This is a genomic window from Microbacterium atlanticum (assembly GCF_015277815.1).
GTDB lineage: Bacteria > Actinomycetota > Actinomycetes > Actinomycetales > Microbacteriaceae > Microbacterium > Microbacterium atlanticum.
The window spans coordinates 536,196-555,775 of record NZ_CP063813.1; the positions used below are offsets into that span (position 1 = coordinate 536,196).

At 71.7% G+C, this 19,580-nt stretch carries 20 protein-coding genes; 6 read left to right on the plus strand and 14 right to left on the minus strand.

The annotated features are described in order from the left end of the window. Positions 1–12: 12 nt before the first annotated feature. From IR212_RS02335 to IR212_RS02375, 9 genes are all read right to left on the minus strand, one after another. Entirely contained in the window at positions 13–1,545 is a 1,533-nt protein-coding gene (locus IR212_RS02335) for a CoA-acylating methylmalonate-semialdehyde dehydrogenase (protein WP_194397425.1), read from the minus strand. A 67-nt stretch (positions 1,546–1,612) separates the two neighbouring features. Next, the gene (locus IR212_RS02340; RefSeq protein WP_194397426.1) at positions 1,613–2,929 is read right to left on the minus strand and encodes an aspartate aminotransferase family protein; all 1,317 of its coding nucleotides are present in this window, start codon (positions 2,927–2,929) and stop codon (positions 1,613–1,615) included. Positions 2,930–3,044: 115 nt separating this feature from the next. Then, positions 3,045–4,223, minus strand: coding sequence for an ABC transporter substrate-binding protein (locus tag IR212_RS02345; protein WP_194397427.1), 1,179 nt, complete (start codon positions 4,221–4,223; stop codon positions 3,045–3,047). Positions 4,224–4,264: 41 nt separating this feature from the next. Then, positions 4,265–5,104: an ABC transporter permease gene (locus IR212_RS02350; protein WP_194397428.1), complete on the minus strand. Its 840-nt coding sequence runs from the start codon at positions 5,102–5,104 to the stop codon at positions 4,265–4,267. Continuing rightward, the gene (locus IR212_RS02355) at positions 5,101–5,934 is read right to left on the minus strand and encodes an ABC transporter ATP-binding protein (RefSeq protein WP_194397429.1); all 834 of its coding nucleotides are present in this window, start codon (positions 5,932–5,934) and stop codon (positions 5,101–5,103) included. The genes IR212_RS02350 and IR212_RS02355 overlap by 4 nt, the downstream gene beginning before the upstream one ends. Beyond that, positions 5,931–6,860, minus strand: a complete 930-nt coding sequence (locus IR212_RS02360) for an ABC transporter permease (protein WP_194397430.1) — start codon at positions 6,858–6,860, stop codon at positions 5,931–5,933. Before IR212_RS02360 ends, IR212_RS02355 begins: the two co-directional genes overlap by 4 nt. A 13-nt stretch (positions 6,861–6,873) precedes the next feature. After that, complete coding sequence (locus IR212_RS02365; RefSeq protein ID WP_194397431.1) at positions 6,874–7,890, minus strand: TIGR03842 family LLM class F420-dependent oxidoreductase; 1,017 nt, start codon at positions 7,888–7,890, stop codon at positions 6,874–6,876. Positions 7,891–7,902: 12 nt separating this feature from the next. Beyond that, the gene (hydA, locus tag IR212_RS02370) at positions 7,903–9,345 is read right to left on the minus strand and encodes a dihydropyrimidinase (protein WP_194397432.1); all 1,443 of its coding nucleotides are present in this window, start codon (positions 9,343–9,345) and stop codon (positions 7,903–7,905) included. A 118-nt stretch (positions 9,346–9,463) separates the two neighbouring features. Beyond that, positions 9,464–10,312, minus strand: coding sequence for a nitrilase-related carbon-nitrogen hydrolase (locus IR212_RS02375; RefSeq protein ID WP_194397433.1), 849 nt, complete (start codon positions 10,310–10,312; stop codon positions 9,464–9,466). Positions 10,313–10,573: 261 nt separating this feature from the next. On the opposite strand from IR212_RS02375, the gene IR212_RS02380 reads away from it, so the two are divergent. Continuing rightward, a complete protein-coding gene (locus IR212_RS02380; RefSeq protein ID WP_194397434.1) occupies positions 10,574–11,755 on the plus strand; it encodes a sensor histidine kinase in 1,182 nt (393 codons plus the stop codon). Beyond that, positions 11,752–12,390, plus strand: coding sequence for a response regulator (locus IR212_RS02385; protein ID WP_194397435.1), 639 nt, complete (start codon positions 11,752–11,754; stop codon positions 12,388–12,390). Before IR212_RS02380 ends, IR212_RS02385 begins: the two co-directional genes overlap by 4 nt. On the opposite strand, the gene IR212_RS02390 is transcribed toward IR212_RS02385, so the two are convergent. After that, positions 12,387–13,076 carry a hemerythrin domain-containing protein gene (locus IR212_RS02390; protein ID WP_194397436.1) on the minus strand — a complete coding sequence of 230 codons (690 nt, stop codon included), beginning with the start codon at positions 13,074–13,076 and terminating at the stop codon, positions 12,387–12,389. The genes IR212_RS02385 and IR212_RS02390 overlap by 4 nt on opposite strands. A gap of 154 nt (positions 13,077–13,230) precedes the next feature. Here IR212_RS02390 and IR212_RS02395 point away from each other — a divergent pair, with 154 nt between their 5' ends. The 3 genes from IR212_RS02395 to IR212_RS02405 all read left to right on the plus strand — a co-directional run bounded on the left by IR212_RS02395 (position 13,231) and on the right by IR212_RS02405 (position 16,248). Beyond that, on the plus strand, positions 13,231–14,019 hold the full coding sequence (locus IR212_RS02395) for an ABC transporter ATP-binding protein (RefSeq protein WP_194397437.1): 789 nt from the start codon (positions 13,231–13,233) through the stop codon (positions 14,017–14,019). Positions 14,020–14,126: 107 nt separating this feature from the next. Continuing rightward, positions 14,127–15,509 (plus strand): ABC transporter permease, encoded by a 1,383-nt coding sequence (locus IR212_RS02400; protein WP_420488628.1) that lies wholly within the window; start codon positions 14,127–14,129, stop codon positions 15,507–15,509. 145 nt (positions 15,510–15,654) lie between these two features. Then, positions 15,655–16,248, plus strand: a complete 594-nt coding sequence (locus tag IR212_RS02405) for an NADPH-dependent FMN reductase (RefSeq protein WP_194397438.1) — start codon at positions 15,655–15,657, stop codon at positions 16,246–16,248. Here IR212_RS02405 and IR212_RS02410 read toward each other — a convergent pair. Continuing rightward, positions 16,232–16,801, minus strand: a complete 570-nt coding sequence (locus IR212_RS02410) for a hypothetical protein (protein WP_194397439.1) — start codon at positions 16,799–16,801, stop codon at positions 16,232–16,234. The genes IR212_RS02405 and IR212_RS02410 overlap by 17 nt on opposite strands. 59 nt (positions 16,802–16,860) lie before the next feature. On the opposite strand from IR212_RS02410, the gene IR212_RS02415 reads away from it, so the two are divergent. Continuing rightward, positions 16,861–17,520: a 2-phosphosulfolactate phosphatase gene (locus tag IR212_RS02415; protein WP_194397440.1), complete on the plus strand. Its 660-nt coding sequence runs from the start codon at positions 16,861–16,863 to the stop codon at positions 17,518–17,520. Here the strand turns inward: IR212_RS02415 and IR212_RS02420 are convergent. The 3 genes from IR212_RS02420 to IR212_RS02430 all read right to left on the minus strand — a co-directional run bounded on the left by IR212_RS02420 (position 17,514) and on the right by IR212_RS02430 (position 19,537). Next, entirely contained in the window at positions 17,514–18,008 is a 495-nt protein-coding gene (locus IR212_RS02420) for a SprT-like domain-containing protein (RefSeq protein ID WP_194397441.1), read from the minus strand. The genes IR212_RS02415 and IR212_RS02420 overlap by 7 nt on opposite strands. A 49-nt stretch (positions 18,009–18,057) precedes the next feature. Then, positions 18,058–18,585: a hypothetical protein gene (locus tag IR212_RS02425; protein ID WP_194397442.1), complete on the minus strand. Its 528-nt coding sequence runs from the start codon at positions 18,583–18,585 to the stop codon at positions 18,058–18,060. A gap of 88 nt (positions 18,586–18,673) precedes the next feature. Beyond that, positions 18,674–19,537 (minus strand): spermidine synthase, encoded by an 864-nt coding sequence (locus IR212_RS02430; protein ID WP_194397443.1) that lies wholly within the window; start codon positions 19,535–19,537, stop codon positions 18,674–18,676. Positions 19,538–19,580 lie beyond the last annotated feature (43 nt).

Consider the following 19,580-nt stretch of genomic DNA (forward strand, 5'->3'; position numbering starts at 1 on the left):
ATCCGCTGTCGCTCAGTCGTGCTGCGGGAAGCCCAGGTTGATCCCGCCGTGCGACGGGTCGAGCCACCGCGAGGTGACGGCCTTCTCGGCGGTGAAGAACTCGAAGCCGTGCGGCCCGTACGCCTTCGCGTCGCCGAACAGCGATGCCTTCCAGCCGCCGAAGGAGTGATACGCCACCGGCACCGGGATCGGCACGTTGATGCCGATCATGCCGACGGTCGCCTCACGCTGGAAGCGCCGCGCGGCACCGCCGTCGTTGGTGAAGATCGCCGTGCCGTTGCCGTAGCGGCTGGCGTTGATGATCTGCAGGCCCTCTTCGTAGCCCTCGACGCGCACGACCGACAGCACGGGTCCGAAGATCTCGTCGGTGTACACCGTCGACGAGGTCGGCACGTTGTCGATGAGGGTCGGTCCGAGCCAGAAGCCGTTCTCGTCTCCGTCGATCTCGACGTCGCGTCCGTCGACCACGACCGAGGCGCCGTCGCTGCCGGCGACGTCGATGTACGAGGTCACCTTGTCGCGGTGCTGCCCGGTGATGAGCGGGCCCATGTCGCAGCCGCGGGTGCCGTCGCCGGTCTTGAGCGACTTCATGCGCTCGGCCACCTTCGATACGAACTCGTCGGCGACGGTGTCGACGGCCAGCACGACCGAGATCGCCATGCAGCGCTCGCCGGCCGAGCCGAAGCCCGCGTTCACGGCGGCGTCGGCGGCGAGGTCGAGGTCGGCGTCCGGCAGCACCAGCATGTGGTTCTTCGCGCCGCCCAGCGCCTGGACCCGCTTGCCGTGCGAGGTCGCCGTCTCGTACACATACTTCGCGATCGGCGTCGAGCCCACGAATGAGATCGCCCGCACGTCGGGGTGCTCGAGCAGCGCGTCGACGGCCTCCTTGTCGCCGTGCACGACGTTGAAGACGCCGTCCGGCAGCCCCGCCTCGGTCAGGAGCGAGGCGAGCCAGTTCGCGGCCGACGGATCCTTCTCGGACGGCTTCAGCACCACGGCGTTCCCCGCGGCCAGCGCGATCGAGAAGAACCACAGCGGCACCATCGCCGGGAAGTTGAAGGGGCTGATGATGCCCACCACGCCCAGCGGCTGTCGGAGCGTGTAGACGTCGATGTCGGTCGAGACGTTCTCGGAGTACGCGCCCTTCGTGAGGTGCCCGACGCCGCACGCGAACTCGACGACCTCCATGCCGCGGGCGATCTCGCCCCGCGCGTCGGCGAGCACCTTGCCGTGCTCCGAGGTGAGGATCTCCGCGAGCTCCTCCTTGCGCGCGTTCAGCAGCTCGCGGAACGCGAACATCACCGCCTGACGCTTGGCGATCGAGGCGTCGCGCCACTGCGCCCACGCTGCGGAGGCGGCATCCACCACTTCTCCGACGTCGTCGCGCGTCGCGAACCGCACCTGCTTCTGGACCGTGCCGAGCGCGGGGTTGTACACCGAGCCGGTGCGGTCGGATGCCCCCGCCCACGGCTTGCCGTTCACCCAGTGCTCGAGGACCGTCGTGTCGGCGCCCACCGCGTCGGTGCGCTCCATCGTGTCCGTCATTGTCGTGTTCCTCCTTCGGAAGCGCCGCAGGCCGTCCCGGTCGGCCGGCCCCGGCGCAGTGCACGCGTCAGAAGAGGTCGCCTTCGACGCTCGTCAGTGCTTCATCGTAGATCGACATGGCTTCCCGCACCTCCGCGTCGGTGACCACGCAGGGCGGCACGACGTGGATGCGGTTCTCCGCCGCGAAGGGCAGCAGCCCCCGCGACGTCAGCTCCTTCTTGAGTTTGCCGATGACGTCCGCGCCGACCGGCTGGCGCGTGTCCTGGTCCACCACGAGGTCGAGCGCCCAGAAGACGCCTTCGCCGCGGACCTCGCCGATGAGCGGATGCCTCTCCGCGAGGTCGCGCAGGCCCGGGCCGATCGCCTCCTCGCCGACGCGGCGGGCGTTGGCGACGATGCCCTCCGACTCCATGGCGTCGATCGCGGCGACGATGGACGCGGCGGCCAGCGGATGCCCCGAATAGGTGAGCCCGCCGGGGAAGACCCGCTCGTCGAACGTCGCCGAGATCTCGGGCGAGATGATGACGCCGCCGACGGGCACGTACCCCGAGTTCACGCCCTTGGCGAAGGTGATGAGGTCGGGGACGACGTCGTGGCCCTGGAAGGCGAACCAGCGCCCCGTGCGGCCGAAGCCGGCCATGACCTCGTCGAGGATCAGCACGATCCCGTACCGGTCGGCCAGCTCCCGCACGCCGGCGAGGTAGCCGGGTGGGGGGATCATGATGCCGGCGGTGCCGGGCACCGACTCCAGCAGCAGGGCGGCGATCGTCGACGGCCCCTCGGACTGGATGACGCGCTCGAGGTGATGCAGGGCGCGCTCGCACTCCTCCTCGGGCGTGGTCGCCCAGAACTCGCTGCGATAGAGGAACGGGCCGAAGAAGTGCACGTGTCCGCGGGCGTACTGGTTCGGCATCCGTCGCCAGTCGCCGGTCGCGACGATCGCCGCTCCGGTGTTGCCGTGGTACGAGCGGTAGGTCGACAGGACCGTGTCGCGCCCGGTGTGCAGGCGGGCCATGCGGATGGCGTTCTCGATCGCATCGGCGCCGCCGTTGGTGAAGAAGACCTTCGCGAAACCCTCCGGCGCCTTGTCGAGGATGCGCTGCGCCGCCTGCCCGCGCTGGAGGTTGGCGGTGGCGGGGCCGATGGTGGCGAGCCGCTCGGCCTGCTCACGGATGGCGGCGACGACGGCCGGATGCTGGTGGCCGATGTTGACGTTGACCAGCTGGCTCGAGAAGTCGAGCATGCGATTGCCGGCGTGGTCCCACACCACCGTGCCCTCGCCGCCGGCGATGACGGGGAGGTCCAGGCCTGCCTGCGCGGACCAGGAGTGGAACACGTGCTCGCGGTCGAGCTCCTTCGCCAGGGCGTCGAGGTCTTCGGTCATGCCGCCACGTTCCCTTGTCTTCGGCGGTGGGTCAAGGGTGCACGGTGCGACAGAGTGCGCGGACGTCGGGCGCGCCGGGACTCGTTGTCCGAGCCCGGCGCGCCCGCGGGGTGCGCTACTGGCCGCCCTCGGTGAGCGTCACCTCGATCGGCGTGTACTCGCCGCCGACCTCGACGCCCTCCTCCTCGAGCTCGGCCAGCGCCTGCTCGATGTACTCGTTCGAGTACGCCGACTCGGTCGGCTCGGTGGTGATGAGCTCGAGGTCGTCCTGGTTCTTGGCCGACAGTGCGCCGGCCACCGTCTTGTCCCACGCCGCCTGGTCGACGAGCCCGAAGTCGGCGCCGGTCCAGATGAGCTTGTTGACCTCGTTCATCATCCACTGCTGGTGCACCGGACCCACCGGGAACGCCGCCTCCGCGTTCGAGGCGATGTCGTAGACGATCGACGCCGCCTCCTCGGGGTTGTCGCGGGCGAAGATCCAGCCCTTGGTGACGGCCTTGAGGAACCGCACCGCCGCGTCGGCGTACGCCGGGTCGTCCTCGAGACGCTGCGTGTCGGCCCAGATGGCGTCCTGCAGCATGGCCCCCTCGGTCTCCTCGTACGAGATGACGTCGAAGTCCTCCGGCTGGTACAGCTCCCCGGTCTCGGGGTTCACGACCTCGAGGATCTGCGCCCACTCGTTGTACGTCATCGCCTGCGCGGCGTCGACGTCGCGGTCCAGCAGCGCGTTCATCGAGAAGTCCTGCGTCGTGATCGACACCGTCGTCGAGTCGAGGTCCTCGGCGGCCATCGCCGCGAAGATCTCCCACTCGTTGCCGAAGCCCCACGAGCCGATGCGCTTGCCCTCGAAGTCGGCGACCTCGGTGATGCCGTCGCCCTTCCACGACACCTGCAGGGTGCCCGACTTCTGGAACACCTGGGCGATGTCGGTCAGCTCGACACCCGTGGCCTCGAGCGTGCCGAGCACTTTGGGAACCCACGCGATCGCGAAGTCGACGTCGCCCGCGACCAGCGCGTCCTGCGGCACGATGTCGCCGCCGGAGGGGATGATCTCGACCTCGTCGAAACCCTCCTCCTCGAAGTAGCCCTGCTCCTGGGCCACGTAGTAGCCCGCGAACTGGGCCTGCGGCAGCCACTGGAGCTGCAGCTTGATCGAGGTGAGCGGCTCGAAGTCCTCGTCTCCGCCTCCTCCGCCGTCGTCGGTGCCGCCCGATCCGGAACAGGCCGCGAGTGCGAGCGCTGCGACGGTGACGGCGGATGCTGCGGCCAGGCCGCGTCTGATGCTGTGTGTCATGGCGTTCCTTTCGTGTGGTGCTGCACGTGCTCGCCGGCGGGCTATCCCGGCGACCGCCTCGTCGCCAGGCGCTCCAGGAGCGAGGTCACGAGGAAGAACACGAGGCCGATGATGATGCCGCCGAGCACGTAGGCCCACGCCAGCGCCGCCCGCCCGGACTTCGCGTACGTCGCGATGGCCGTGCCGATGCCGTCGGCGGGACCGCCGAAGTACTCGGCCACGAGCGCCGCGATCACCGCCAGCGAGCTGGCGATGCGCAGGCCGGTCATGAGGTAGGGGAGGGCGGTCGGCAGCGTCAGCACCCGGAAGGTCTGCCACCCCGATGCGGCCGACGCGCGCAGCAGGTCGCGGTGAACCGGACGCGTCTGGCGGAGGCCGCGCAGCACGTTGACGAAGACGGGGATGAAGGCCGCGATGGTCGCCACCGCCTGGCGTCCGAACTGGCTGGATGCACCGAACATGGTGTTCAGGATCGGCGTGATCGCGACGATCGGGATGACCGCGAGCGCCGACACCAGCGGCGCGAGCATGCCGTCGATCGGCTTCGCCGCGGCGGCCAGCCCCGCGAAGAGGAGCGCGAGGAGCGAGCCGACCACCAGGCCGATGAGGGCGTTCGTGGCGGTGATCCTCATGTCGTCGAGGATGATCGGGAAGCGGCGCACGAACTCCTCGACGATCGCCACGGGGCTCGGGAGCATGCGCGGGGCGGTGCCGATGACGTCGACCCAGAGCGTCCAGACCACGAGGATGAGGACGCCGACGACGACCGGTGCGACCCAGCGCAGCCATCCGGGCAGGTCGCCCTCGCCCGGCGCGGGGCGCGACGAGCGGCCGCGCTTCGTCGGCGTCTCGAGGATCGTGCCGGCCGCGGCATCCGTCATGATTCGCCTGCCCTGGTGACCGGCGCGCCGTGGAGGGCCTCGCGCACGGCGGTCACGCGGTCGAAGAACTCGGCCGACTCGCGCAGGGCTTCGTCGCGCACGTCGCCGAGGGAGGTCGGGATGACATCGGTGATGCGCCCCGGCCGCGGGCTCATGACGACGACGCGGTCGGAGAGGAACACCGCCTCGGGGATGGAGTGCGTGACGAACACCACGGCGGCGGACGTCTCGGCGGCGATGCGCGTCAGCTCGGACTGCAGGCGCTCGCGCGTCATCTCGTCCAGCGCGCCGAACGGCTCGTCCATGAGGAGGAGCTTCGGGCGGGCGGCGAGGGCGCGGGCGATCGCCACACGCTGCTGCATGCCGCCGGACAGCTGATCGGGATAGCGGTCGACGAAGTCGGACAGCCCCACGAGCTCGGCGAGCTCGGCCACCCGGTCGCCGCGTTCGGCCTTGCCGGCGCCGTGGAGCTCCAGCGGCAGCCCGATGTTGGCGCCGACCGTGCGCCACGGCAGCAGTCCCGCCTGCTGGAACGCGATGCCGTAGTCCTGGTCGATCCGAGCGCGCTTGGCGGGCTTGCCGAAGATCTCGAGCGTGCCGGTCGTGGCCTGGTCGAGGTCGGCGATCAGGCGGAGCAGTGTCGACTTGCCGCAGCCCGACGGGCCGATGAGCGACACGAACTCGCCCCCGGCGACCTCGAGGTCGACGTCCGTCAGCGCGACGACCTCGCCGGTTCGGGTCGGGAACACCTTCCCGACGCCGGCGGCGTGGACGGCCCACGTCGCGTCCGATCCCAGGTCGTGTCCGAGCGCGGCAGCCGGTCGCGTCATGCGGTGGCCTCTCCTCTGCGGTAGTTCGCCAGTCCCAGGCCGATGAGGGCGACGGAGCCGGCGGCGATGAGGCCGAGGGCGATCGACCCGAACGTCGGCCCCCACGGCGCGGCGGGGTCGGACGAGGCCTGACCGGCGAGCTGGATGAGCATGCGGCCGATGCCGCCGCGCATGCCGATGGACACCTCCGCCACGACGGCGCCAAGCACGGCGTTCGCGGCGGCGAGCCGCAGCGCGGGGAGGAGGTGCGGGACGGCGGCCGGCAGCCGCAGCCGGAAGAGCGTCGACCAGTAGCCCGCCGCGTAGCTGTTCATGAGATCGAGGTGGATGCGGTCGGGTGAGGCGAGCCCTCGCAGCACGCCGACGGCCACCGGGAAGAACGCCAGGTACGACGCGATCACCGCCACCGACAGCCACTGCGGCCACGTGCCGCCGCCGCGGTCGATCTGGTTGCCGATCGCGTTCACCACGGGGGCGAAGGCGATGAGCGGGACGATCTGGCTCACCACGATCCAGGGGAGGAGCCCCCACTCCAGCAGCCGCCAGCGCTGCATCACCAGGCCGAGCACGGCGCCGACGGCGACGCCGATCAGCCAGCCCACCGCCGCGATGCCCAGGGTCACCAGCGCGGCGCCGGCGACCGACACCCACAGCGGCGGGGTGTCGCCGCCGCTCGTGGGGGCGAAGAGGCGCGCCAGCATGTCCCACACGTGCGGCATCGCCCGGTCGTGCGTGCGCGGCAGGATCATGACGCCGGATCCGGACTCGCCGGCGACGGCGCCCACGGTGACGCCTTCGGCAGGCCCTGCGAACTTGTACAGCTCCCACAGCAGCACGACCGCCAGCACGCCCAGCGCACCCCAGCCGGCGGCGATCCAGCCGCGGAGCTCGCCCTGCCGCCGGCGCGACCAGTCGACGGGCCTCATGACCGGAGCTGCTTCACGACTTGGCCGTCACGTGGGCCTGGAGCGCCGGGATCACCGTCTCGCCGTAGACGCGGAGGGTCTCCTCCTTGTTGTCGTGCTGCAGGTAGCCGGCGAACTGGGTCACGCCGAGCGCGCGCAGCTGCTCGAGCTTGGCGATGTGCTCGGACGCCGGGCCGAGGATGCAGAAGCGCTCCACGATCTCGTCGGGCACGAAGTCGACGTGGTCGTTGTCGGCCTTGCCGTGCGTGTTGTAGTCGTACCCCTTGCGCCCCTCGATGTAGTCCGCGAGCGCATCGGGGATCGCCCCGTGGTGGCCGTACTTCGCGACGATGTCGGCGACGTGGTTGCCCACCATGCCCCCGAACCACCGGGACTGATCGAGCATGTGCGTGCGGTCGTCGCCGATGTACATCGGCGCGGCGACGCAGAAGGCGAGTTCGTCGGGGTCGCGGCCGGCGGCGGCCGCGGCATCCTTCACCGTCCTGATCATCCACGCGGCGATGTCGACGTCCGCGAGCTGCAGGATGAAGCCGTCGCCGACCTCGCCGGCGACCTTGAGCGCCATCGGGCCGTACGCCGCGACCCACACGTCCAGCTGCGAGCCCCGGCTCCACGGGAACTGCAGGGTGGCTCCCCGGTATTCGACGGGCCGCGAGTTGGCGAGCTCGCGGATGACGTGGATCGATTCGCGCAGCTCGGCCATCGTCGTCGGCTTGCCGTTGGTGACCCGCACCGCGGAGTCGCCCCGGCCGATTCCGCAGATCGTGCGGTTGCCGTACATCTCGTTGAGCGTCGCGAAGACGGATGCCGTGACCGTCCAGTCCCGGGTGGCGGGGTTCGTCACGAACGGGCCGACGGTGACCCGCCGGGTCTCGGCGAGGATCGCCGAGTGGATGACGTAGGGCTCCTGCCACAGCAGATGCGAGTCGAAGGTCCACACGTGGCTGAACCCGTGCGCCTCGGCGAGCTTCGCGAGCTGCACCGTGCGCGCCGCCGGCGGGTTGGTCTGGAGGACGACACCGAAATCCATTTGCCCGCTCCCTCAGATCAGGTACTGCGACAGACCGCGCTTGAGGAACCGGCCGTCGCCCTTGGCGCCGAGATACTCGCCGCCGTCGACGACGACCTTGCCGCGCGAGATCACCGTGTCGACGTGCCCGTCGATCTCATAGCCCTCCCAGGCGGAATGGTCCATGTTCATGTGATGCGTGCGTCCCTCGCCGATGCCGATGGAGGTGTGGCCGTTCGGGTCGTACACCACGATGTCGCCGTCGGCGCCCGGCTGGATCACGCCCTTGCGGCCGTACAGGCCGAACATGCGCGCGGGCGTGGTTGAGGTCAGCTCGACCCATCGCTCCAGCGTGATCTTGCCGGTGACGACGCCCTGGTACATGAGGTCCATGCGGTGCTCGACCGAGCCGATGCCGTTGGGGATCGCCCGGAAGTCGTCCAGGCCCAGCTCCTTCTGCCCCTTCATGCAGAACGGGCAGTGGTCGGTGGACACCATCTGGATGTCGTTCGTGCGCAGCGCCTGCCACATGTGGTGCTGGTGGCCCTCGCCGCGGCTGCGCAGCGGCGTCGAGCACACCCACTTGGCCCCTTCGAACTGCCCCCACTCCTCGCTGAACCCGCCCAGCTGCTCCTCGAGCGACAGGTACAGGTACTGCGGGCAGGTCTCGCCGAAGACGTTCCAGCCCTGATCGCGGGCCCACGCGAGCTGCTCGACCGCCTGCTTCGCCGACACGTGCACGACGTACAGCGGGGCGCCGGTGAGGTTCGCCAGCATGATCGCGCGGTGCGTGGCCTCCTCCTCCATCTGCCAGGCGCGGGCGATGCCGTGGTAGTACGGCGCCTTCTTGCCGGCGTCGGCCAGCTGCGCGGCCAGCACGTCGATCGCGGGTCCGTTCTCGGCGTGCATCATCGTCAGCAGACCCGTCTCCTGCGACACCTGCATGGCCTTCAGCACCTGGGCGTCGTCGGAGTAGAAGACGCCCGGGTAGGCCATGAAGAGCTTGAAGCTCGACACGCCCTCGTCGACGAGGCCGCGCATCGCGGCGAGCGAGTCGTCGTCGACGCCGCCGATGATCTGGTGGAACCCGTAGTCGATCGCGCAGTTGCCCGCGGCCTTCTCGTGCCACGCGGCCAGGCCGTCCTGCACGCGCTCGCCGTACCGCTGCACGGCGAAGTCGATGATCGACGTCGTGCCGCCCCACGCCGCGGCGCGGGTGCCGGTCTCGAACGTGTCCGACGCGCTCGTGCCGCCGAACGGCAGCTCCATGTGAGTGTGGGCGTCGATGCCGCCCGGGATCACGTACTTGCCGGTCGCGTCGATGACGGTGTCGACGGATGCCGCGACATCCGTCCCCAGCAGCTGCGAGCCTGGCGCCAGCACGGCCGCGATGGTCTCGCCGTCGATGAGCACGTCGGCTTCGCCACGGCCGGTCGCCGAGACGACCGTCCCGCCCTTGATGAGTGTCGTCGTCATGTCGTGCTCTCTCCGATCTGGGTCGTCCTCGACCCGCGAACCAGGGGATTCCGGCCGAGACCGATGGCGTCGCCCCCGGGTTCGGCCGGAACCCCCGGGCTCGGCATCCGTCCCCGCCTCACGGCTTCGCGATCTTCGTGTACGAGTCGGGCCGGCGGTCGCGGTAGAACTGCCAGTCGTCGCGCATCTCGCGCACCATGTCCAGGTCGAGATCGCGCACCAGCAGCTCCTCCTCGGTGCCCGACCCGCGCTCGCCGACGAAGTTGCCGCGCGGGTCGATCACCTGGCTGGTGCCGTAGAAGTCGACCGCGAGGTCGCCGTACTCGTTGTCCTCTCGCCCGACCCGGTTGGGCTGCAGCACGAAGTACCCGTTGGCGACGGCCGCCGCCGGGCCTTCGACCTCCCACAGCCGGTTCGAGAGCCCGGGCTTGGTGGCGTTGGGGTTGAACACGATGTGGGCGTCGTTGAGTCCGAGCTCGCGCCACCCCTCCGGGAAGTGGCGGTCGTAGCAGATGTACATGCCGATCCGGCCGACCGCGGTCTCGAACACCGGGTAGCCGAGGTTGCCGGGGCGGAAGTAGAACTTCTCCCAGAACCGGTCGAGGTGCGGCAGGTGGTGCTTGCGGTACTTGCCGAGGATGGTGCCGTCGGCGTCGACGAGCACGGCGGTGTTGTAGTAGACCCCGGTCTCGGCCTCTTCGTAGATCGGCAGCACGGTCACCAGTCCCAGCTCCTTCGCCAGGGCGGCGAACCGCTGCACGATCGGCCCGTCGGCGGGCTCGGCGAAGCCGTAGTACTTCTTGTCCTGAGTGATGCCGAAGTACGGGCCGTAGAACAGCTCCTGAAAGCACACCACCTGCGCGCCCTGCGCGGCGGCATCCCGGGCGAAGCCCTCGTGCTTGTCGAGCATCGACTCCTTGTCGCCCGTCCAGGTGGTCTGCGATATCGCCGCACGTACCGTGGTCATGGTTCTCCGTCCGTCCTTGGCTGGGTCCCTGGGGCTCGGACCGGCGGGGGTCGGATCGCCGGAGCGCCCCCGCACCCCGATCCTGTCGATCCGACGTTTCCTGTCGGTTTCGGCCTGTGACGCGACAGTAAAGCCTCACCCCGTGCGGCGCAATGGTGGGGTGGGCAGACCTTATGGATACCTCCCGCGACGGACGCCGCCGTGCCCGGCATACAGCGGTCGGCGGATGCCGCGGCATCCGCTCTCCCGTAACGTGAAACGGTGTTCCGCCGGCTGAAGACGTACCAGGTCGCGACCGACGTGCTCGTGGCGGTCGCCTTCTTCGTCGTCGCGTTCCCGATCGAGTCCTCGCTCGTGACGTGGACCGGCATGGAGAACCGCTTCGGCCCGGCGCTCGTGGCCGTCGCCGGTGCGGTGGTCGCCGCGATCTTCAGTGTCGCCCTGGGACTGCGGCGGGCGTCGCCGCCGCTCGCGCTCGCGATCGCATGGGTGGGCGCGCTGGTGCAGATGGGGCTCGCGCGGCCGCCCGGCTTCGCCGACCTCGCGATCTTCGGCGTGCTCTACGCCACGGCGGCCTATGGTTCGCGCCTGACGTACTGGGCGGGCTTCGGGTCGGCGCTCCTAGGTGCTCTCGTCATCACGGTGTACCTCATGGCCGGGCCGATGTACGCCGGGAGCCTGAGCTGGCAGACGCTTCCGCTCGCCCTCGTGATGCTCGTCGCGGCGGCCTTCGCGCTGGGCCTGTCGTGGACGATCGGCGCCCTCGTGCGCACCGCGGTGCGCGCCCGCGAGAACCGCGCGGCGCAGCAGCGGGCCGAGGCGGACGCCATCGCCGAGCAGGAGCGGGTGCGCATCGCCCGCGACATGCACGACGTCGTCGCGCACTCGCTGGCGGTCGTGGTGGCCCAGGCCGACGGCGCACGCTACGCGGCGGCATCCGACCCCGCCGTGGCCACCGAGGCGCTCGCCACGATCGGGAACACCGCGCGATCGGCGCTCGCCGACGTGCGCCTGCTCCTCGGACAGCTGCGGCATCGCCAGGGCGACGGCCCGCAGCCGACCATCGCGGACCTCGAGGAACTCTACGCCCAGGTGCGCGCCGCGGGCGTCGAGCTGCGGGTCGACGTCGACCCGGCTCCTCCCGGCGAGCCGCCCGCCGCCGTGCAGCTGGCCGTCTACCGCATCCTGCAGGAGGCGCTCACCAACGCCCTCCGCCACGGGGCCCCGGGCGGCGTCGACGTGCGGCTCGCATGGCGGTCGCACGGCGTCGAGGTCGAGGTGCGCAATCCGACCGCCGCGGGCGCGCGGCCGCCCTCACGCGCCGGGCACGGGCTCATCGGGATGCGCGAGCGCGCCCAGCTCGCCGGCGGCCGGCTGGATGTGACCGACGAATCCGGCGCGTTCGTCGTGCACGCCGTCATCCCGATCGGAGGGGCCGCATGATCCGCGTGGCGCTCGTCGATGACCAGGCGCTGTTCCGCGCCGGCATCCGGATGCTCGTCGACTCGCAGCCCGACCTCGAGGTGGTGGCCGAGGCGGCCGACGGGCGCCAGGCTGTCGAGGCCGTGCGCCAGTCGCGGCCGGACGTCGTGCTCATGGACATCCGCATGCCCGTCATGGATGGCCTCGCCGCCACCGCCGAGCTGCTCGCCGACCCCGAGCCGCCCCGCATCGTGATGCTGACCACGTTCGACCTCGACGAGGCCGCCGCCCGCGCGATCCGGCAGGGCGCCAGCGGGTTCCTGCTCAAGGACGCCGATCCCGAGTTCCTGCTCGCCGCGATCCGCACGGTGCACGCGGGATCGGACGTGATCGCGGCATCCGCGACCCGTGAGCTCTTCGAGAGATTCACGGATGCCGCGCCGAGGCCGGTCCCGCCCTCGTACGGCGAGCTCACCGAGCGCGAGCGGGAGATCTTCGCCCTGGCCGCCCGTGGGCTGTCCAACGCGGAGATCGCGGCGCGCGAGTTCCTGTCGGAGGCCACGGTGAAGACCCACATCAGCCGCATCCTCACCAAGCTCGGCCTGCGCGACCGCGTGCAGCTGGTGGTGTTCGCGTTCGAGCACGACCTCGTCTAGCGGCCCTCGAGCGCGGCGCGGTGGGCGGCGTAGCGCCGACGGCCGATGAGCCGCCACGCGAGCCGGCCGGGCGCGGGCATGTGCTTGCGCAGCCACTCGTCGCCGCCGTCGGGCTGTGCCGCGAGGATCTCGCCGAGCTGCTGCCACGTCTGCCCCTTGGGGATCGAGCGGCGGCCGTGCTCGGCGTACCACTGGACCTCCTTCTCGGTGATCGTGTGCTCCATGACGGGAACGATGTTCGCCTCCTCGTCGGGGAGGTGCACGGCGAGCGCCGCGTTGACGCCGTCCAGAGCCGCGAGCACCGGCTCGGCCTCGGCGCAGCCTGCCGACCGCCGCCAGGCAGGCACGGTGCGGTCGAGCGCCGCCAGGTGCACGAGCATCTCGGCGTGCTGAGCGCGCATGCGCTCCACGTGGGCGGCGCACGACGGGGCGCGCTCGTCCAGGGCGCTCCACAGCCGCTCGTCCTCGCCTTCGTGGTGCGCGTGCAGGCCGATCGACAGCGTCTCCAGCTGCGTCGCGACCGCCGCGGCGTGCCCGGTGTCGCCCTCCGCCACGCCCCGGACGAGGCCGGGCGCCTCGCCGAAGCCGCGCCGGAACATCCGGTGGATCTCAACCATGCCGCTCGCGTCGCAGGTCTTCGGACCGCGGGGCAGGTCGCCGCTCGGCGGCAGGGGCGTGGCTGACATGTCGGCTCCTCGTCGGCCGGGCTTCGAGCGGGCGCCAGGCTGGTGGTGAGGGTAGTCCTGCCCGAAGGCGAGCGCCAGATCATCCCCAGGATGTACGACGGATGCCTCGCCCGGCCGACGCGCGCGACGCCCGGCGCTTCATACCGTCGAAGGCATGCAACTGACTTCGACCGATCTGGGCCTCGCCGCGAGGGTCCACCAGCTGACCAAGACCTACGGCGCCGGCGAGAGCACGGTCCGCGCGCTCGACGGGGTGACCGTCGGCATCCGCCGCGGCGAGTTCACCGCGATCATGGGCCCGTCCGGCTCGGGCAAGTCCACGCTCATGCACATCATGGCGGGCCTGGACGCCCCGACGTCCGGCCGCGCGTGGATCGGCGACACCGACATCACCGGCCTGAGCGACCTCGAGCTCACGATCCTGCGCCGCCGCCGCGTCGGCTTCGTCTTCCAGGCGTTCAACCTCGTGCCGACCCTCGACGCGCTCGGCAACATCCTGCTGCCGTTCGATCTGGACGGCCGCCGGCCGACGGCGCTGGAGCGTGCGCGCATCGACGCGCTGGTGGAGCGGCTCGGCCTCACCAGCCGGCTGCGCCACCGGCCGCACCAGCTCTCGGGCGGCCAGCAGCAGCGTGTGGCGATCGCCCGCGCCCTGGCGACCGCGCCCGATCTGGTCTTCGCCGACGAGCCCACCGGCAACCTCGATTCGCGCTCGGGCCGGGAGGTGCTTGCGCTCCTCGCCGCGGCGAGCCGGGAGCAGGGCCAGTCCATCGCGATGGTCACGCACGATCCGGTCGCGGCCTCGCATGCCGACCGCGTCCTCTTCCTCGGCGACGGCCGCATCGTCGCCGACAAGCCGCGTCAGAGCGCCGAGGAGATCTCGGCGTACATGCTGGCGTCCGAGCTCAGCGTCGCCGCGCCGGCTGCGGGGGCGGCCTCGTGAGCGCCGTCGCCGAGCGCACGACGGGAGAGCGGATGCCGCAGCCCGGCGCCTTCACCGCACCGACGCGCACCGGCGGGGGGCCGTCGTCGTGGCTCCGCGAGCGGGGCATGGGGGCGAGCATCCTCGTCGCGGCCATCTCGAGCGCCTTCGGGGCGGTCCTGCTGAGCGCCACCGGCTTCATCGCGGCGGTGCTGCGCGCTGACCCCTTCATCGGCGACAGCGGCACGCTGGCCGTGGTGCTGGCCATCATGAGCATCCTGCTCATCGGCGTCGCAGTGTACGTCGCGGCGATCGTCACGGCGAACACCTTCGCCACGGTGATCGCCGGCCGCACGCGCCGGATCGCGCTGCTGCGGCTGATCGGCGCCTCGGCCCGCTCGCAGCGCGCCGAGGTGGCGCGGCAGGGGCTCGTGGTCGGCATCGTCGGGGCGCTGCTGGGGCTCCTCGGCGGCACGCTGGTGTCGTGGGCGGGGACCGCACTCGCCGTGGCTGTCCTGAGCATCGGCGGCGTCGAGTTCGCGGTCGTCCAGCCGGTGCTGGTGCTGCCGGCGGTGGTCGTCGCCCTCACCACGTGGGCCGCGGCGTGGGCGGGATCGCGGCGCGTGCTCACGGTCACGCCGCTGCAGGCACTGGGCGGCTCGGTCGAGGCATCCCACGACGCGATCGTCCGCCGGGGCGCTCGCAACGGCGCGGCCGTCGCGCTGTTCGCGATCGGCGCCGCGCTGCTGACGGGCGGCATCGCGCTGGGACTCATCACGCCGCTGGGCGTGGTGGTCGCGTTCTTCGGCGGCATCTTCTCGTTCACCGGGCTCGCCCTGGGCGCGACCCTGGTGATGCCGCCGGTGCTGCGGCTCGTGGGAAGGTGGTTCGGCTCGTCGGCGACCGCGCGGCTCGCCGCCGAGAACGCGCTGCGGTACCCGGAGCGCTCCAGTCGCATGGCGATCGGCGTGGTGATGGGCGTGACGCTGGTGACGATGTTCGCCGTCGCCCTCGAGACGGTCAAGGTCGTGCTCACGACGTCGGCGGGCGGCGAGGCGCCCACCGAGCTCACCACCCTTCTCGACACGTTCGCCGGGATCATGATGGGTCTCGTCGCCGTCTCGGCCGTGATCGCGGCGGTCGGGCTGGTCAACCTGCTCACGATCGGCGTCGTGCAGCGCCGCCGCGAACTCGGGCTGCTGCGGGCGCTCGGCGTCTCGGCCGGGCAGGTGCGGCGGATGGTCCTGCTCGAGGCCACGCACATCACCGTCGCGGCCACCGTGACCGGGCTGGCGCTCGGCATCGCCTACGGGTGGGCGGGGGCGCAGTCGCTGCTCGGCTCGGTGCCTATGCCGCCGTCGTTCTCGGCGCCGACGCTGGTCGCCCCGGCCGTGCCGTGGCTCCCCGTGGCGATCATCGTGGCCGCCACCGCCGTGCTCACCCTCGTCGCCGCGGTGGTGCCGACGCGGCTCGCGACGCGGGTCGCCGCCGTGGAGGCGCTCGCGGAGTAGAGGGCACCGGAACGGATGCCGCGGCGCAGGCTTCGCGCCGCGGCATCCTCGACCGCCGCCTGCGGCCGACCTCGGGCAGGGGACGGCGGCGGGGTGGTCCGTCAAGGGGGCTGTGGGCGGCTCGGCGGGAAGGCAGGCTGAGGGCATGAAGATCGACATCGTTGAGCACGAACCGCCCTACCGCGTCGGCGTCATCATCGGCAGCCTGTCGCAAGAGTCCGTCAACCGGCGCCTCGCCGACGCGCTGCAGCGGCTCGCGCCGCAGGAGCTGGAGTTCTTCGAGATCGGCTACGCCGACCTCCCGCTGTACAACCGCGACCTCGACGGCGACTATCCGCAGGTGGCGCTCGACTTCAAGGCGGCGGTCGATTCCGCCGACGCCGTGCTGTTCGTGACGCCCGAGTACAACCGCTCCATCCCCGGACCGCTCAAGAACGCGATCGACTGGGGCAGCCGGCCCTACGGCCAGAACGCCTGGGAGGACAAGCCCACCGGCGTGATCGGCGCGTCGCCCGGCAAGATCGGCACGGCCGTCGGCCAGCAGACGCTGCGCAGCACGCTCAGCTACCTCAACGCGCGGCAGATGACGTCGCCCGAGGCCTACATCCAGGTCACGCCGGGCCTCATCGAGGATGACGGGCGGGTCACGGACTCCGAGACGGACGAGTTCCTCCGCATGTTCATGCGGAAGTTCCTCGAGTACGTCGCGCGCGTGCTGACCGTCATCCCCCAGGAGTGACGTCGGGGACGGATGCCGCCGGCCCGGCCGGGCCCGCCGCCTCGACGTCCTCGCGCGCCGTCTCGGGGTCGTGGGCCCACGTCGGGGCAAGAGCCCGGATGCGCGCTGCGCGCCACTGCCACGTCGCCCACAGCACCGGCCACAGCAGCGCCGCCGTCGGCCCGCCGATCACCAGCCGGTCCCGCCACAGCGTCCTTCCCGGCTGCCCGGGCGCGGGGGCGACGGCCATCTGGTGATCCCAGACGTCCAGGCTCGCCAGCGGGCCGGTCAGCGGGATGCCGCTGTCGCGGAAGATCCGCACGCCGCCGCCCTCCTCGTCGACGTACCGCTCGCTCGCGTGGATCAGCTGGCGACCCACGGGCACCGCTCCGAAGGCCGACAGCTGCACGGGCACGTCGTCGCCCGGCGACCACGACGTCGGCAGCCCGCTCGGCACGAGCGGCTCGAGGCCGAGCAGCGGACCGTACAGCTCGCCCACCGCGCGCGGCGAGTGCAGCGCCCGCCATGCCGCGTCGGGGTCGCAGTCGATCACGAACTTCAGCAGGATGCGCATGCGCTCCAGTGTCGCACCCGCAGGGAGTCGCCGGCCCGCACGCCGCCTAGGCTGGGCGGATGCCCGAGAGCCCCTTCGACCAGCAGCGCTACCAGGTCCGCCACGACTGGGGCGTCGACGGACTCCGCCGGCTCGCCCCGGCCGACGTCGTCGTCGTGGTCGACGTGCTGCGCTACTCCACGACGGTGACCGATGCCGTCGCCCGCGGTGTACACCCGGCTCTCGACGCCGCCGCGCACGCGGTGTCGCTCAACGGCGCCGCGGTCGCCGCGGCGGCCGCCGCGTCCGGCGCGACGGTGCTGCTCGGATGCCTGCGCAACGCGCGGGCGGTCGCCGGCGCCGTGCTCGACCTGCAGCACCGCCGCGCGCAGCGCACGAGCATCGCGGTGATCGCCGCCGGCGAGCTCGCCGCCCGGCAGCCGGGTGCCCCGCTGCGATTCGCCGTCGAGGACCAGCTGGGCGCGGGAGCCGTGATCGACGCGCTCGGCGGGCTCGGCGCCGACCACACGTCGCCGGAGGCGGCAGCCGCGTGCGAAGCCTTCCGCGGGCTGCGGCACGCACTGCGCCACCTCCTCACCGCGAGCGCCTCGGGGCAGGAGCTGCTCCAGCGGCCGGACCACGACGAGGCCGCGTCGCGCGACGAGGTGCTGACGGCAGCGGCGGTGGACGCGGCATCCGTCGTGCCGGTTCTGCGCGAAGGCCGCTTCGTCGCCTACTGATCCCGCGGCGTCATCGCGGCGAGCCGCGTGGCACGCGTGATCTCGCGGCGGGTCCAGGTGATCAGGAACCGCTCGTCGAACACCCGGGCGCACTTCGCGCACGACGTCTGCCGCGTCGCCTTGCGGTGCCGGTAGGCGAGGTGCCCCGCGGGGCACACGCCGATCCAGGGCGCGAGCTCGACCGCGGTCTCGCCGTCGTGCGTGGTGCCCCCGACGTAGCCCAGCTCGCGCGCGACCGCCCTCCAGCGCGGGCCGTGCCCGGCTCGCGGGCCCGCCAGCGCGTGTGCGACCTCATGCAGCAGCGTCTGATGGTTCGTGTCGTCGTCGTACCGCGCCGCGAGGTAGCGCGAGACGCTGATGCGCTTGCGCGAGTAGTCGCAGAGCCCGGCCCGGCGCTTGGCGTTGTCGAATGCGAAGGACCAGGACGGGTCGAGGTGGGCGGCGATCAGGGCCTCTGCCCAGTGCCGCACGCGATGCAGTTCCGACATGGCGCGAGACTAGAACGGATCTCCGACACTCACGTTCGCAGCCTCCGGCTCAGCTGGCGACGGATGCCGCGGCCCGGCGCCGATCCGCGGCATCGATCGCGAGAAGGGTCGACTCGAGCTGATCCTCGGTCGCGCCCGACTCCTGGCGCAGGAAGAGTGCGCGCTTGAAGTCCTTGCGGGCGGTGTCGAAGTCGCCCGCGTCGTAATTGACCTTGCCGCGGTGCTGCAGCGCGAAGGCGGCGATGCCGGCCCAGCCCTGCCCCTCCGCCTCTTCGGCGCACGTGGTCAGCTCCTGGTCGGCGGCGGCGTACGACCCGCGCGCCTGCATCACGGTCGCGTGCAGGATGCGAGCCCGCAGCAGGTCCTTGCGGGTGCCGGCCATGCGGGCCACGCGCACCGACTGCTCCGAGATGACCAGCGCGTCGTCGAGGCGGTCCAGCACCTTCAGCAGCCACACCCGCTCGAGCAGGGCCGGGAGGCTTCGCTGCTCGCCGATCTCCTCGAGGCGCTCCTTGCACTGCCGCGCGTCCACCTGCTCGCGGAGGGTGTCGGGATCGTACCCGCGGATGTAGCTCACGTCTTGACTCCCTTCGCCCCGCCGATGGCTCCATCCAGTGTGCCCGCCGACCCGCGGGTCGCCGTCGTGCCACGCCGGGTCGCGGGAGTCAGCGGGTGAAGACGGATGCCGAGGGCTTGGGCGACGGCGTCGCGTCGGCGTCGGTGGCCACCCGCGCACCGCGCACGAAGTCGTCGAGCTCACGGCCCTCGGCCACCTTCGCCGGGTGGGGTCCGGCCGCCATCAAGCGGGGGAGCCACTGGGTCGGCAGCGGCGCGCGCGAGGCGGCGATGACGAGGTTCCCGAAGCGCCGGCCCTTGAGCGTCTGCACCTCGGCGAGCACGATGACGTGCTCCAGCACCGCCCGCACCGTGGCGACCTCGCGGCGGGCGAAGGCGAGGCCGGCGCCGTCGGCGACATTGACCAGCAGCACGCCGTCGGGGGCGAGGAACCGCGCGGCCTCGGCGAAGAACTCGACCGTGGTCAGGTGGGCGGGCGTCTGCGCGCCCGAGTAGACGTCCGACACGACCAGGTCCGCCGCGCCGACGAGTCCCGACGGCAGGCGGGCGAGGATCTGGCGCGCGTCGCCGATCCGGACCCGGACCGATCCGCCGCGGGGGAGCGGCAGGTTCTCGCGCACCAGGTCCCACAGGGCCGGTTCGAGCTCGACGACCTGCTGACGGGAGCCGGGCCGCGTCGCCTCGATGTACCGCGGGATTGTCAGCGCGCCGGCGCCCAGGTGGATCGCGGTGAGCGGCTGTCCCGGCATCCGGAGCCTGTCGATCACGGCGCCCATGCGCGCGACGTACTCGAAGTGCAGGTGCGTGGGATCGTCGAGGTCGACGTGGGACTGCGGCGTGCCGTCGACGTCGAGCTCCCAGCCGCCCGCGAACGCCGAGCGCACGATCCTCGCCGTCGTGCCGTCCGAGAGGCGGACGGTCGGCGGGGCGGGCTCGTCCCTGACGCGTGCCATGGACACCACGCTAGCCGCACTGCCCGCGGCGGACCGGCCGGTT

Excerpts from the sequence above, each read along its gene's own strand:
- IR212_RS02385 (WP_194397435.1), top strand. The coding sequence starts at position 11,752 with ATGATCCGCGTGGCGCTCGTCGATGACCAGGCGCTGTTCCGCGCCGGC.
- IR212_RS02355 (WP_194397429.1), bottom strand. The coding sequence starts at position 5,934 with ATGACGCGACCGGCTGCCGCGCTCGGACACGACCTGGGATCGGACGCG.
- IR212_RS02365 (WP_194397431.1), bottom strand. The coding sequence starts at position 7,890 with ATGGATTTCGGTGTCGTCCTCCAGACCAACCCGCCGGCGGCGCGCACG.
- IR212_RS02340 (WP_194397426.1), bottom strand. The coding sequence starts at position 2,929 with ATGACCGAAGACCTCGACGCCCTGGCGAAGGAGCTCGACCGCGAGCAC.
- IR212_RS02360 (WP_194397430.1), bottom strand. The coding sequence starts at position 6,860 with ATGAGGCCCGTCGACTGGTCGCGCCGGCGGCAGGGCGAGCTCCGCGGC.
- IR212_RS02420 (WP_194397441.1), bottom strand. The coding sequence starts at position 18,008 with ATGTCGGAACTGCATCGCGTGCGGCACTGGGCAGAGGCCCTGATCGCC.
- IR212_RS02345 (WP_194397427.1), bottom strand. The coding sequence starts at position 4,223 with ATGACACACAGCATCAGACGCGGCCTGGCCGCAGCATCCGCCGTCACC.
- IR212_RS02430 (WP_194397443.1), bottom strand. The coding sequence starts at position 19,537 with ATGGCACGCGTCAGGGACGAGCCCGCCCCGCCGACCGTCCGCCTCTCG.
- IR212_RS02350 (WP_194397428.1), bottom strand. The coding sequence starts at position 5,104 with ATGACGGATGCCGCGGCCGGCACGATCCTCGAGACGCCGACGAAGCGC.
- IR212_RS02375 (WP_194397433.1), bottom strand. The coding sequence starts at position 10,312 with ATGACCACGGTACGTGCGGCGATATCGCAGACCACCTGGACGGGCGAC.
- IR212_RS02415 (WP_194397440.1), top strand. The coding sequence starts at position 16,861 with ATGCCCGAGAGCCCCTTCGACCAGCAGCGCTACCAGGTCCGCCACGAC.
- IR212_RS02400 (WP_420488628.1), top strand. The coding sequence starts at position 14,127 with ATGGGGGCGAGCATCCTCGTCGCGGCCATCTCGAGCGCCTTCGGGGCG.
- IR212_RS02410 (WP_194397439.1), bottom strand. The coding sequence starts at position 16,801 with ATGCGCATCCTGCTGAAGTTCGTGATCGACTGCGACCCCGACGCGGCA.
- IR212_RS02405 (WP_194397438.1), top strand. The coding sequence starts at position 15,655 with ATGAAGATCGACATCGTTGAGCACGAACCGCCCTACCGCGTCGGCGTC.
- IR212_RS02390 (WP_194397436.1), bottom strand. The coding sequence starts at position 13,076 with ATGTCAGCCACGCCCCTGCCGCCGAGCGGCGACCTGCCCCGCGGTCCG.
- IR212_RS02335 (WP_194397425.1), bottom strand. The coding sequence starts at position 1,545 with ATGACGGACACGATGGAGCGCACCGACGCGGTGGGCGCCGACACGACG.
- IR212_RS02395 (WP_194397437.1), top strand. The coding sequence starts at position 13,231 with ATGCAACTGACTTCGACCGATCTGGGCCTCGCCGCGAGGGTCCACCAG.
- hydA (WP_194397432.1), bottom strand. The coding sequence starts at position 9,345 with ATGACGACGACACTCATCAAGGGCGGGACGGTCGTCTCGGCGACCGGC.